We start from the raw sequence: 13,641 nt of genomic DNA, 5'->3' as shown, positions 1-13,641 counted from the left end.
TAAAAGCTCACTTCGGTGGGCTTTTTTATTGCAACTCAACTGAATATTTTTTATCTTGAAACCTTAAGAATTTAGATTGATAAAAAACAATGTTACTGAGTAATTTAGAAAGTGTTCCAGGCCACCAGATTTTGAAACAGCTTGATGTTGTTTATGGAAGTACGGTTCGTAGTAAGCATGTTGGCCGTGACTTGATGGCAAGTTTAAAAAATATTGTAGGTGGCGAACTTACGGGTTATACCGAATTATTAGAAGAATCTCGCCAAGAAGCTATGCAGCGTATGATTGTAAAAGCCCAGCAGCTTGGTGCGAATGCAATTGTCGGTATACGCTTTTCAACTTCAAATATTGCCCAAGGTGCTTCTGAGTTATTCGTATATGGCACAGCAGTGGTTGTGCAGCCTCAAGCGCCCCATCTACCCGATCCATTTAATGCATAGGTAGAAAATGGACAATCTTATTTTTCAGCTTGTTATTTTTCTCATTCTTTTCAGTATTGGCTGGGCTTTTGGACGTCATATTGAAAGAAAACATTTGAATGAACTTTTAGAAAAAGAGCAACAATTTGCCCATATCAGAATTGATACCAATCGTTTTGCAACAAGTGATCAACTGGGCCATTTTATTAGCAGTAATGTGGTCATTTCTCATGACTATTTTAAATATGTACTGGCATCTATAAAAAATGTTTTGGGTGGAAGACTGACCAGTTATGAAAGTATTGTTGAGCGTGCTCGCCGAGAGGCTATTGTACGTTTAAAACAACAAGCACATACCGCAGGAGCTAACCATATTATGGGAGTTCGGCTGAGTACAACCGAACTTGGTATGCAAGGTGGAATGGTTGAAGTTTTTGCTTATGGAACTGCTGTCAAAGATTAATACTGCCCCACAGCAGAAAAGTGAATACGTGGATTACCAATATTTTTAGTTAAATGTTGGCAAATCCCCGTAATTTTCCAACGATCCTGTTGTTTAGCCAAAGTGAAGTAATAACGACCAAAAGAATGAAAATAGTCATTTTCTGAAAAACGATAAATCTGATAATTACACTCTAGCCATGCTTGGTCTTGTTCAATACGAATAATTGGATTACTCAAATTATGCTGTAGTCGCAAATGCGATAAAGCTTGCTGCCGAGAACCTTTATATTCATGACAAGACACGACACATAAAGGCTCGCCCCTAAACTGAAAATAATCCACCTCAAGTTGTTCTGCCAACAACTCATCAAAAGCGTCCCAATTTTTCTGGTCAAAGACCAATTGAAAACGCGTGATGACTTCTAAAATACGGTGATAATCCTGATCCATGGCGAACCTTCTATACGGGTTTTTCACCAATTTAGCACGGCAATATCACTTTTTTATTTTACTTTTGTTTTCCGAATCATTTTATAAAGAAGTTTTGGTGACATCCGAGAAACCATTACACCTAGTTTTTCTTTAGTCCCACCCACAACGATATATTCTTGACCCTGCATTAAAGCTTTCACAGCTTGCTCTGCAAAAACATCCGCTTCTAAACCATTTTCAATTGCTTCATCTTGGTGGCCTTGAGGTTCCCCTGCACCATTAAGTGCATTGAATGAAACATTAGTTTTTACAAAACCAGGGAAAATAACTGAAACTTCGACCCCTTGATCTGAGACCTCAGCACGCAAACTATTTGCCCACATGTGAATTGCGGCTTTAGCAGCCGAGTAGCTTGCACGGTACTGTGTACCCAATAAACCCGCCACACTCGACACAAATACAACTCGGCCAGACTTTTGTTTGAGCATCGTTGGTAATACAGTTTTAGTTAACGCAACTTGCGAGAAATAATCGACTTCCATAATGGCGCGTTCAGTTGCCATGGTCGTATCTTTAATTAAAGCGCGTTGACTCAAACCAGCATTATTGATAAGCCAATCAATACGACCTTTAGCCTTTAAAATCTCTTTGTAAGCTTCTTGAACCTGCTTTTCATCAGTAATATCTGCAACCACAGACAAATGATGATCGGGATTTAATAAACCAACCCGAACCTCTTCTAGCTCTTCAAAACGGCGCGAGGTCAAAATCAACTTTGCCCCTTGTAAAGCGAGCTCTCCTGCTAAGGCCTTACCCAAACCAGAAGATGCGCCCGTAATCCATACCACTTTATTTTGCAAAGTATCAAGTTTGGCCATGTGATGTTCCTATTATCTTTTTTAAATTATGCTGCTTGATGCATGAAGGCCAAAAAGTGGTTGATATAATGAGTTGCTGTGGTCTGATCGACCTGTGTCCCTAACTTTTCCAAACGTTTATAGCCCAAATGCGTCGTCATGTTGATGACTCCGTTAAGAGTTTTATCGACAACTAAATTAAATTTTAAACGCTTTTTAGGTTCACGTACTAGGCTTGTTACGCCTAAATCCACAATTTCTATAAGCGTCTCAAATGCAGCCGTAATACTTTGCATATTACCGTCACGAATTTGCTGCGTAAGGGTTTCGGCTTGTTGTACAAGTTGAAGTGTGACCGGATAGGTAATATAAACTTGCTGCCCCTGCTCTTTCATGAGAGAGGTCATATAATCAACTAAGGGTAAAAGACGTTCATTTCCAAAAAATGAAACCGACCAAGGCATGTATTTTCGAAAAGTCTCTAAAACTTGCTGAATAACTTTTTCAGACTCAGCCTGTTGTTTTGGAGACATAGTTGTATTCCCTGACTGTAAAAGTACAGAAAAAACCTGCTCAATAATTTCGCAAGAAAGGTCAGACAATACATCCCCCAAAACTTTTGCCTGACTTTGGCTTACTCCATCATGCAGTCTTTGCCGAATAGCCTCGAATTGGGTATAAGTCGAATCGGAAATTTTCAAAAAAACTTCATAACTCATCAGCAGCATCCTTTTTCAATTCTTTTGTAATTTTTGTGCCGTGTCGCTACACGATTAAATTGTGATCCATCTTTCATAAATCTACCGTTTTTTGAAAAAAATACAAAACCGTTTATCTGTTTTCAGCACATTAATTTCGAGGCATTTTTTTGCTACAATAGGTGCAATTTTTTATGCATATTCGATCTAAGCTACTATGACTGACGCTCAAACCGCTCAAAATATTGCCACCACCTACGATCCAACCGAGATCGAAAAGAAGTGGTACAAAACGTGGGAAGAACAAGGTTACTTCAAACCTTCTGGTCACGGTGAATCATTCTGTATCATGATTCCGCCACCAAACGTCACTGGTAGTTTGCACATGGGCCATGGCTTTAATAATGCCATTATGGATGCCCTTACCCGTTATAACCGCATGATGGGTAAAAATACGTTGTGGCAACCAGGTACTGACCACGCTGGTATTGCAACTCAAATGGTTGTTGAGCGTCAACTTGGCTTACAAGGTGTAACTCGTCACGACTTAGGCCGTGAAAAGTTCATCGACAAAGTTTGGGAATGGAAAGAACAATCTGGCGGCACAATCACTAAACAAATTCGTCGCTTAGGTTCTTCTGTAGACTGGTCACGTGAACGCTTCACGATGGATGAAGGTTTATCAAACGCAGTTAAAGAAGTATTCGTTCGTTTGCACGAGGACGGTTTAATTTACCGTGGTAAGCGTCTTGTAAACTGGGACCCTAAACTTCAAACTGCTCTTTCTGACCTTGAAGTAGAAAGCAAAGAAGAAAAAGGCTCACTTTGGCACTTTAAATATTTCTTTGAAGACAAATCAGTTAAAACTCAAGACGGCAAAGACTATTTAGTCGTTGCAACAACTCGTCCTGAAACTTTACTTGGTGATACTGCAGTTGCTGTTCACCCTGAAGATGAGCGTTATGCACACCTTGTTGGTAAAAATATTGTATTACCAATTACTGGTCGTTTAATTCCGATCGTTGCCGACGACTACGTTGAAAAAGACTTCGGTACTGGCTGTGTAAAAATCACGCCTGCTCACGACTTCAACGACTATGACCTAGGTAAACGCAATAGCTTGCCAATCATCAATATCTTCAACAAAAACGCCGAAGTTTTAGGTGAGTTTGAATATATTGCAAAAGCTGGCGAACAAATTTCTAAAACGATTACTGCACCTGCGGACTATGCTGGTTTAGAGCGTTTTGAAGCACGTAAAAAATTAGTTGCTCAAGCTGAAGCGGAAGGCTGGTTAGATCAAATCCAACCATATGACTTAAAAGCTCCACGTGGCGACCGTTCAGGCGTGATCATTGAGCCGTTACTGACTGACCAATGGTACGTAAAAATTGCGCCTCTTGCTGAGCCTGCAATTGAAGCAGTTCAAGATGGCCGTATTAAGTTTGTTCCAGAGCAGTACAGCAACATGTACATGGCATGGATGCGTGACATTCAAGACTGGTGTATTTCACGTCAGCTTTGGTGGGGTCACCGTATTCCAGCTTGGTACGATGCAAATGGCAACATCTATGTAGGTCGTAACGAAGAAGAAGTACGCGCGAAAAATAACATCGCTGCTGACGTTGAACTTAAACAAGACGAAGACGTTCTTGATACATGGTTCTCATCTGCACTTTGGACATTCTCAACTTTAGGTTGGACTGGCGACGCACAAAAAGATGCAGCGAATGATTTCTTAAAAACCTTCCACCCAACAGATGTGTTGGTAACTGGTTTTGACATCATTTTCTTCTGGGTTGCCCGCATGATCATGATGACCCTGCACTTCATGAAAAATGAAGATGGTTCATCTCAAGTTCCATTTAAGACTGTTTACGTTCACGGCTTGGTACGTGATGGTGAAGGTCAAAAAATGTCGAAGTCTAAAGGTAACGTACTTGACCCATTAGACTTGATTGACGGTATTGATTTAGAAAGCTTAGTTGCAAAACGTACAACTGGTCTAATGAACCCGAAAGATGCTGCGAAGATTGAAAAATCAACACGCAAAGAATTCCCAGAAGGTATCAATGCTTATGGTACTGACGCAGTACGTTTCACGTTCTGTGCACTTGCAAACACCGGTCGTGACATCAAGTTCGATTTAAAACGTGTTGAAGGCTACCGTAACTTCTGTAACAAAATCTGGAACGCGACTCGTTTCGTTCTGATGAATGTTGAAGGTCAAACTGTTGGGCAAGAAGCACGTCCTGATCTTTGGGAACTTCCAGAGCAATGGATTATCAGCCGTCTGCAAAAAGCGGAAGCTGCTGTACACCAAGCGTTTGCAACTTACCGTTTAGACCTTGCTGCTCAAGCGATTTATGACTTTATCTGGAATGAATACTGTGACTGGTACGTTGAGTTAACTAAACCAGTTCTTAACGATGCAGAAGTGTCTGAAGAGCGTAAAGCTGAAGTACGCCGTGTATTGCTCGCTGTGATGGAAGCTTCTTTACGTTTAGCTCATCCATTAATGCCATATTTGACAGAAGAAATCTGGCAAACACTTGCACCAATGCTTGGTCAAGGCGGCCCAACGATTATGACTGCTCAATACCCTATTCCTGAGCAAGCAAAAATCAACGAGCAAGCTGAAGCAGATATGCAATGGCTTCAAGGTTTGATTGGTGCGGTACGTAACATTCGTGGTGAAATGGGCTTAGGTAATGCGCGCTTGTTGCCAGTATTACTTCAAAACATTTCTGATGCTGAACGTGAGCAAATTACTCGTATTGAAGCGTTGTTCAAAGCATTGGCTAAAGTTGAAAGTATTGAGTTCTTAGGTAAAGACCAAGAACCACCGCTTTCTTCTTCAAGTGTTGTAGGTCATGCATCGGTATTTGTACCAATGAAGGGCTTAATTGACCCTAAAGCTGAGCTTGCTCGTTTGCAAAAAGACTTGGATAAAATCCAAAAGCAACACGACCAAATTGCGGGCAAACTTGCAAACGAAGGCTTTGTTTCTAAAGCACCAGCAGCAGTTGTTGAAGGTGAAAAAGCGAAGCTTGCTGAATTTGCTGCTCAGTTAGAGAAAGTTAAAGCGAATATGGAGCAAATTGCAGCGCTTTAATGTAGTGATTTGATTCAAAAAATCCCCTCACTTGAGGGGATTTTTGTTTGGAATAATTACAAATTAGTTCAAAGATATATTTTTTTTAAGCTTTGATATAAATCTATTTGATAACCACATTAAATATTGATCAAAAATATAAATTCAATCAAATCTTAGCCTATTAATTTAATAATTTAAAAATATCAATCAATTTTATACACACTAAATAATAGTTTTCCATTTGCAGAGATTGCCCAATATAAATGATCATTTCTCTGACTTTCTTCTAAAATAATGAATTTATTTTGCTGGCAAGCCTGTTCCACTAAACCAATCTTTTTTTCTGAACCATACACATTAAAAGAATCGTGTCCTTCAAAATCATCATGATGTCTTAACGATTCAGGTGGTTGAACATAATGAATATTGGAGTTAAATGTTTTCCAACGTTTTTTAATAGTTGGCTTAATACACTCAATTGTTGAATAGGTAAATTTTTTCTGAACTGGCGACTGCTTTTTAAGTAAAAAATTTACTTTAGTTTTATTATCTAAGGGATAGACTACAATCCAGTAACCATCGTCATATGAATCTAGCCTTTGATAAAAAAATATCGATTCTGTCAAATTAGGAAAGATTTTATGATCATATAAGATACTATTTTTCAATCTTTTTTTATTTAAACTCTCTTCAAAAAAATTATCCGCCATACATACTAAAAAAATTATTACTATTAAAAAACTTACAATTGAAATAAAGATATAAACTACTAACTTTAAAACTATACTTAAAAATTTATTTAACATAAAAACTCAACTTCAAAAATAGAAAAGGCCCACCTAGGCCTAATTTCTTATAGCTATATTAAAATAGCCCCCAATTTTTTAAAATTCGCCCAAGTCATCACTACTAATCTCACGGCATCATATAACTTCTGAATGCTAATTACTCCTGCTATAAGTTAATTAATTTAGAGTATTATCTAATAAATTAAAGCACCCCATGCCTCAATAACATCTCTATCCCACTCACTTTTTTCATATGTTTTAAACGCTCCTTTTCCCACTTCAACTGTTGTTTTAACTCACTACAGTCAGCATCTACAGCTTTATAAACATCGCTGATATGTACATGCTCAGCTTTTACATTCTTTGCTACTTGAAAAGAGTCCAAAATATCTGCAATTTGGCTTTCAAGCTGCTGACTTTGTGCATCCAAAGCAAGTTTATAAAACCGCAACTGCTCAGCAGATAATTCTTTAGCCCCTAGCCCCTTATTCTGTTCGAGCTGTAACTGAAGTTTGAGTAAATAAAACAAATCCTGCTTTTCATAGGCCTGACTTGCCTGTTGGAACAACTCAGTTTTTTCTGCTTTCTTAGTTTCATCTTGCTCACGGTCTGGGTGAATCATCGAAGCAATTTTTAAATAGACTATTTTGAGTGACTGGGCTGCCATCTGCTCAGCTTGTTCACGTTTTTGTTGCTGCCTTTGCTGTTTGGCTTGCTCTCTTGCTTGTTGCTGCTCGGCAGCATACAGTTCAAAATCTTCTTCAAGTTCTGAACCTTGATCAGCACTTTCTTCGTATTCAAATTTTATTGAATGAGTTTTTTTATTCTTTTTTACCGACTCTTGTGCATGTTGCTGATAAAAGGTATCGATTTGCTTCACTAGCTCCAATTGTTCAACAGACAGCATTTTGGAGCGCTTCAACATTTGTGCAAGCTGGGCATTTTTTACATCGAGTTGTTGTACATCTGCTTTGGAAAACTCATGGCTATGTAACATATTCCAAAGTTGCTCTAACTGTTGAAATAAAACCTCGTGCAAATCGCCATATACAGGCATCAGTTTTTGGCGTATGTGCTGTTGAATCTCAGCTTGCGCATTTTGCCATGTGCTTAGGCTAATTTTTTGCTGTTCTATTTTATCAATCAGGCGATTCAGTTTTTTCTGCTGTGCAGACGGTTCCGACCTTTGCTGCAAGCTGACTTTGAGATCAAAGGACATACTCATCCACCCGAAAAAGAAAAAAGTGTAGCAATAATCAGATGAGGAAGGTAGCCAAGCATTCTTTAAATACGAGTCAGGCTAAAGATTTATATCTTAAGAAATCCACCAAATCACCAGTGGTAAAGTCACGGCAGCACATAAGGTTTGAAAGCTAATCACGGCTGCCATAAGCTGACTATCGCCACCCAAAACTTTGGTTAAAATGTATGAAGCAGAAGCTGTCGGTAGCGCAAAGAAAATGATTAAAATTTGTGTTTGTAAGCTTGGTAAACCAAACCACGTACAGACCACATACGCCAAAGCAGGCACTGCTAAAAGTCGTGCAAACGTGTCTGCTGCCAATACCACAATGTCTTTTTTAATTTGCATAAACTGCAAAGCTGCGCCAACACATAACAAACCTAGTGGCAAACTTGATACTGAAAAAAGCTTAATAAACTGAGTAAAGCCTTCCCAAATCGGGATTTGAAGCGCATTGACTGCTGCCCCCACTACACATGATGCAATTAACGGGTTTTTAAGAAGCGCAATCAAAACAGGTTTAATTGCCATGTGTTCTTTAGAGGTTAGAGCAAGCACCGAAATAACGTTTACTAGTGGAATGCAAAGTGCCAATAAAATTGCCAGAATTGCCATTCCTTCACTTTTAAAAAGCGAAGTGACTAGAGCCAGACCAATATAGGTATTAAAGCGAACCATACTTTGTACATGCACACCAAAACGTGCGGGTGGTATGTGCCAAAACATTCGAAGTATGTATAAAATGATGGTCACAGCTAAGACCACAATCAACATCACAATAATGGCTGTGCTCAAGCTTTGTAAGTCAATTTTTGCGGTCGATAACGTACTAAAAAGCAGAGCAGGAAATAAAATATAATAATTGAGCTTCTCTGCCCCAGCCCAAAACTCATCGCTGAAAAAACGATATTTTTTAAACAGGTATCCCGATGCAATTAATGCAACTAAGGGAAATAGAGATAAAACAATGCTATTCATTTCTTTACTCGAGTTTTATTAGGGCTTGCTGTTTTTGGCAATGACCTTGGCTTCCTCATATATTAAAGATAATGAAAACTCATGATAAAATGAGTTTTTACTCATAACAAATACAACATGACATTTACCCAGCTTGAAATTTTTGCACTCATTGCTGAACTAAAAAGCTTCACTGCTACTGCAGAAAAGCTGGGAATTTCACAGTCGGCAGTTTCTCATGCGCTTAAATCATTAGAACAACAATGGGGCATTAACCTGATTTCAAGATCCCAGAGTGATATTGAGCTCACCACGACAGGTCAGCAGTTATTAACTCATGTGAAAGAGTTATTGAGTATTTCTGATACCTTAGAAAAAGAAGTGGCTGCCATCCACGGTTTAAATGAAGGCACATTACGTATCGGATCTTTTGGGGCTTCATCCTCTATTTATCTATTGCCTGAAATTTTAGAAGCCTTTCGGCAACGCTACCCAAAAATCGAAATTTATATTGATGAAGGTGAAGATAAAGAAGTTGTTCAGTGGTTATTAGAACGGCGCATCGAGGTTGGTTTTTTAATTATGCCCGATGAGCGTTTTGATACATTCCCCTTAATTGAAGACCGTTTTGTTGCCCTAATTCCAAATGGTTACCCACTCGCAGAGCAGCTCTACATTGATCCAGCACAGCTAGAAAACTGCCCTTTCATTATGACAATGGCGGGTAGTCGTCATCAGGTCGAATTAATTTTAAAAAACTTTAATGTGAAACCAGACATTAAATTTTATGTTTCACAAATTTTAAGTATCGTCAGCATGGTTCACAACCAGTTAGGGGTGTCCATTGTGTCTGATATGGTCATCACCAAAGAGTTACTCTCACTTTATCCAAATGTAGTCAAACGCCCGTTTAAACCGAACCTTAAACGTTCTATTGGTCTTGCGGTGAAAAACAAAAAACACATCAGTCCAGCCGTAAAGGCATTTATTGAAGTCGCACAATCAGTTTGGTCAGATCATTAAATGATTATGGATAACTTTTAAGAATTTGATAACGAACTTTTTCAGGTCAATTTATCAGTATATTAGATGACTTGTACCGTAAAAAGCGCCATAACTGCCCTATCTTAACCAAATCGACGCACCATTTATCGCCAAAAACCACTTTTCTAATTCAAATTGGTGCACTTATTGCATATTCACTTTTATGCAATTGAGTTTGTTTCGACAAACTTAGGTTTTTAGATTCCTTAAATCTATTTTGGTGCAATTTACAGACCCAGATTTGTTCCAAAATGGAATTTAGCACTTTTTTCGAGCATGCTATGCAAAATGTAGATCTATTTTTCTTATTACTTGGTGCTGTTTTGGTTCTTGCCATGCACGCAGGTTTTGCATTCTTGGAACTTGGTACGGTTCGCCATAAAAATCAGGTGAACGCACTGAGTAAAATTCTGACTGACTTTGCCCTCTCTGCAATCGCATATTTTTTTGTTGGCTATTACATTTCGTATGGTCAGCACTTCTTCCATGATGGAACGGTTTTATCAAGTGATCATGGCTACAACCTGATGCGTTGCTTCTTTTTACTCACTTTTGCTGCGGCAATTCCTGCCATTATTTCGGGTGGTATTGCTGAACGTGCGAAAATGCGTTCACAAGCAATTGCAACACTCGCTTTGGTGGCGCTGATTTATCCGTTTTTTGAAGGCATGGTCTGGAATGGTAACTACGGTTTGCAAAAGTGGTTAGAAACAACCTTCGGTGCAGCTTTTCATGATTTTGCTGGTTCAGTCGTAGTTCATGCCATGGGCGGTTGGATTGCACTTGCAGCGGTCATTTTATTGGGTGCACGTTCTGGTCGTTATAAGAAAGATGGTCGTGTAAGTGCTCACCCGCCGTCTTCTATTCCCTTTTTGGCGCTTGGTTCATGGATTTTAATTGTTGGCTGGTTTGGCTTTAACGTGATGAGTGCTCAGCGTGTTGATGCGATTTCTGGTCTGGTTGCGATTAACTCGCTCATGGCAATGGTCGGCGGCACCATTACAGCAAATGCGATTGGAAAAAATGACCCTGGTTTCTTACACAACGGCCCACTTGCAGGCTTAGTTGCGATCTGTGCAGGCTCTGACATTGTTCACCCAATCAGCGCGCTTGTTATTGGTGGTGCAGCTGGTGCAATGTTTGTATATCTATTCACCTATACTCAAAACAAACTCAAAGTGGACGATGTACTCGGTGTATGGCCTTTGCACGGCGTATGCGGTGCATTTGGTGGTATTGCAGTAGGTCTATTTGGTCAGCAATGGCTTGGTGGTTTAGGCGGTGTCTCATTTATCTCTCAACTCATCGGGACAGCGCTCGCGATAGCCATTGCACTTGCTGGCGGCTTTATTGTTTACGGCTTGCTTAAAGCAACTATCGGCATTCGTTTATCTCAAGAAGACGAGTTCCGTGGTGCAGATTTGTCTATTCATAAGATTTCAGCAAACTCTGAAGAAGGTATGTTTTAATACTTGCTCAAGTGCTATAAGCGACGATACTTCTCGTCGCTTTTTTTATTTTTTAAAGAAAATTGAACTTCTTTCTTCGTATAGTTTAAGAGCAATTTAAGCTTAATTTTATGTAATGCCTTTACACACGATTTAATTGATGTTGCATGGCATGAATCAACAAAAACAATTTTTTCAGCTTAATATCATTCTTCTTTTTTTCAGTTTTTTCCTGCTTTTGATCGTTTTTCCTGTGGGTGGAAAAATTGACATGTATTTCATCCACCCTTGGATTGATTCAACAGGTCATTTTTTCAATCGGGACAATTGGTATCTTGAAAGACTGAATCATGAAATTGTTAAACAAATCATTACTACCATTTACGTCATCTTTTTCGGTCTATGGCTTGCATCATTTAAAATTGAAAAATTAAAGCTTTATCGCTGGCAATATGGTTATATGTTTTTTGTGAGTATGATTGGTAGCGGTATAGTTGGCCTCTTAAAATCACAATCGGCTCATGCGTGCCCTTGGAATATGGTTCATCCTACTGCTTTAAGTTATGTATGGGACTTCACTGCTAAGCATGGGCATTGCTTTCCAGGCGGCCATGCAAGCGCTGGTTTTATTTTAATGACAGGTTATTTTGTTTATCGTCTTGAACAACCTAAACGTGCCTATTTTTATCTCATTGCAGGCATTATTTTGGGCTTTATGATGGGTTGGGGACAAATGATGCGTGGAGCACATTTCCTGAGTCATAATTTATGGACAGGTTGGGTGGTTGGGGCAGTGAATATCTTATTCTATGCAATTTGTATTCACCGCTTTGAATTTGAGAAACGAATCAAACAAGAACTTACCTAACTCAAGTTCTTGTTTCGTGAATATGGAGAACTTTAGGAAGTTTAACCAAAACAGAAAGTCCACCAAGCTCTAAGCTTCTGTCTAGTGTCAGAGTCCCACCTAAGCGCTGAGTCGCTCGATCTACAATCGATAGTCCCAAACCACTGCCAACCTCAAGGTGGTGATGTACACGATAAAAACGTTTTAGTACTTTATCATAATGCTCTGGGTCAATCCCTGCACCGCTATCTTCAATTTGTATACACGCATCGCCATCTGTAGCAGTAAAGACTGAAATATTAATCATCCCTTCATGAGGCGTATATTTGATAGCGTTATCAATTAAGTTAAAAATAATTGAATGAACTGTTGGCTCGACACTATGCATTTCAATTGGTTCGTTACGAACAAACCCCAAGTCAATTTCTTTTTGCATAGCCAGATTAACAAGCTGCTCAACACAATTTAAAGCGACATCATTGAGTTGAAAAGCTTTTGTCGGTTCAATCACACTTAAAGAGACATCCTGCTTAGCCAGCGCTAAAAGCTGCGTCACTAAATGCTGAATACGTGCTAATCCTTTACTCAAATTTTGCAGCGATTCATGCTCAGGAAACTGACTGATTAAAATCTTGGTCTGTAAATTTAAAGCAGTCACAGGAGTTCGAAGTTCATGAGCAGCATCTGCAATAAACTGTTTCTGTTCATTTTGTGCTTTAGAAATACGCTCAAAAAGACGGTTCATTTCATCAATTGTGGGTAACAGTTCTTGAGGATAATCCACAACTTCAATAGGTGTCAGCTCTTCTGAGTCACGATGAGACAGTTCATTTTTAAAGTCATCAATCGGCTTTAAACCTCGACGAATAATTGCAGCTAAAGCAAAAATCGCAAAAGGTAAAATAATCAAATATGGAATAAACATACTGCCCGCAAGCTCCCAAGCAAAAGCTTCACGAACTTTTTCTTGTTGGCTAATCTGGATTTGATAATCCTTTAATGGCAAAACATAAGTACGGATTAAACCTTGACTGGTTTTATGCGAATAAAAGCCTGCTTGTGTAACGGGTGGAACCAATAAATGGAGATGGTGAGATAAATGGGCTTGGTCTTTATAAGCCCAAATATCTACAAATAGGTCTTCTTCATGATAAGTTTTATGAAAATCAAACTCACTGCTTACCGTTTTCAATGGATATTCAGCTGTTCGTTCAGCTAAATAGCGCATTTGCGTATCTAAAATTTCATCGACTTCTTGAAGTGCAACTTTATAAGCACTAAAAATTAATATACAACCTAAAATGACACTGAAAACTGAGGTGCCCCAAATCAGTCGTTTTTTTAATGAATAATGCACTGTTAAGAAG

At 38.9% G+C, this 13,641-nt stretch carries 13 protein-coding genes; 6 read left to right on the top strand and 7 right to left on the bottom strand.

Features of this window, described 5'->3' with window-relative positions:
- Window positions 1-89 precede the first annotated feature (89 nt).
- Window positions 90-440 (top strand): YbjQ family protein, encoded by a 351-nt coding sequence (locus tag SOI81_RS03530; protein WP_000927245.1) that lies wholly within the window; start codon window positions 90-92, stop codon window positions 438-440.
- Between the two features lie 7 nt (window positions 441-447).
- Window positions 448-882, top strand: coding sequence for a YbjQ family protein (locus SOI81_RS03525; protein WP_016143192.1), 435 nt, complete (start codon window positions 448-450; stop codon window positions 880-882).
- Here the strand turns inward: SOI81_RS03525 and SOI81_RS03520 are convergent.
- From SOI81_RS03520 to SOI81_RS03510, 3 genes are read right to left on the bottom strand one after another with little or no spacing between them, the layout of a single operon-like run.
- A complete protein-coding gene (locus SOI81_RS03520) occupies window positions 879-1,313 on the bottom strand; it encodes a nuclear transport factor 2 family protein (RefSeq protein ID WP_016143191.1) in 435 nt (144 codons plus the stop codon). The two genes, SOI81_RS03525 and SOI81_RS03520, sit on opposite strands and share 4 nt — an antisense overlap.
- 53 nt (window positions 1,314-1,366) lie before the next feature.
- The gene (locus tag SOI81_RS03515) at window positions 1,367-2,173 is read right to left on the bottom strand and encodes an SDR family NAD(P)-dependent oxidoreductase (RefSeq protein WP_224992907.1); all 807 of its coding nucleotides are present in this window, start codon (window positions 2,171-2,173) and stop codon (window positions 1,367-1,369) included.
- A 26-nt stretch (window positions 2,174-2,199) separates the two neighbouring features.
- Window positions 2,200-2,871, bottom strand: a complete 672-nt coding sequence (locus SOI81_RS03510) for a hypothetical protein (RefSeq protein ID WP_239976008.1) — start codon at window positions 2,869-2,871, stop codon at window positions 2,200-2,202.
- A gap of 196 nt (window positions 2,872-3,067) precedes the next feature.
- Here SOI81_RS03510 and valS point away from each other — a divergent pair, with 196 nt between their 5' ends.
- The gene (valS, locus tag SOI81_RS03505; protein WP_320541244.1) at window positions 3,068-5,965 is read left to right on the top strand and encodes a valine--tRNA ligase; all 2,898 of its coding nucleotides are present in this window, start codon (window positions 3,068-3,070) and stop codon (window positions 5,963-5,965) included.
- Between the two features lie 185 nt (window positions 5,966-6,150).
- On the opposite strand, the gene SOI81_RS03500 is transcribed toward valS, so the two are convergent.
- From SOI81_RS03500 to SOI81_RS03490, 3 genes are all read right to left on the bottom strand, one after another.
- Complete coding sequence (locus SOI81_RS03500; protein ID WP_239976006.1) at window positions 6,151-6,753, bottom strand: hypothetical protein; 603 nt, start codon at window positions 6,751-6,753, stop codon at window positions 6,151-6,153.
- A 184-nt stretch (window positions 6,754-6,937) separates the two neighbouring features.
- Window positions 6,938-7,954, bottom strand: coding sequence for a molecular chaperone DnaJ (locus tag SOI81_RS03495; protein WP_239976005.1), 1,017 nt, complete (start codon window positions 7,952-7,954; stop codon window positions 6,938-6,940).
- Between the two features lie 96 nt (window positions 7,955-8,050).
- A complete protein-coding gene (locus SOI81_RS03490) occupies window positions 8,051-8,956 on the bottom strand; it encodes an AEC family transporter (protein WP_239976004.1) in 906 nt (301 codons plus the stop codon).
- A 117-nt stretch (window positions 8,957-9,073) separates the two neighbouring features.
- On the opposite strand from SOI81_RS03490, the gene SOI81_RS03485 reads away from it, so the two are divergent.
- The 3 genes from SOI81_RS03485 (at window position 9,074) to SOI81_RS03475 (ending at window position 12,295) form a co-directional block, all read left to right on the top strand.
- Window positions 9,074-9,958, top strand: coding sequence for a LysR family transcriptional regulator (locus SOI81_RS03485; protein WP_320541243.1), 885 nt, complete (start codon window positions 9,074-9,076; stop codon window positions 9,956-9,958).
- Between the two features lie 302 nt (window positions 9,959-10,260).
- Complete coding sequence (locus SOI81_RS03480; protein WP_320541242.1) at window positions 10,261-11,448, top strand: ammonium transporter; 1,188 nt, start codon at window positions 10,261-10,263, stop codon at window positions 11,446-11,448.
- A gap of 139 nt (window positions 11,449-11,587) precedes the next feature.
- Entirely contained in the window at window positions 11,588-12,295 is a 708-nt protein-coding gene (locus SOI81_RS03475) for a phosphatase PAP2 family protein (protein ID WP_320541241.1), read from the top strand.
- Window position 12,296: 1 nt separating this feature from the next.
- On the opposite strand, the gene SOI81_RS03470 is transcribed toward SOI81_RS03475, so the two are convergent.
- Window positions 12,297-13,631 carry a two-component system sensor histidine kinase PmrB gene (locus SOI81_RS03470; RefSeq protein WP_016143178.1) on the bottom strand — a complete coding sequence of 445 codons (1,335 nt, stop codon included), beginning with the start codon at window positions 13,629-13,631 and terminating at the stop codon, window positions 12,297-12,299.
- Window positions 13,632-13,641 lie beyond the last annotated feature (10 nt).

The sequence above is a fragment of the Acinetobacter pittii genome (assembly GCF_034067285.1).
GTDB lineage: Bacteria > Pseudomonadota > Gammaproteobacteria > Pseudomonadales > Moraxellaceae > Acinetobacter > Acinetobacter pittii_E.
Note: the sequence above shows the minus strand (reverse complement) of the source record. Positions and strands in the feature narration are given on the sequence as shown.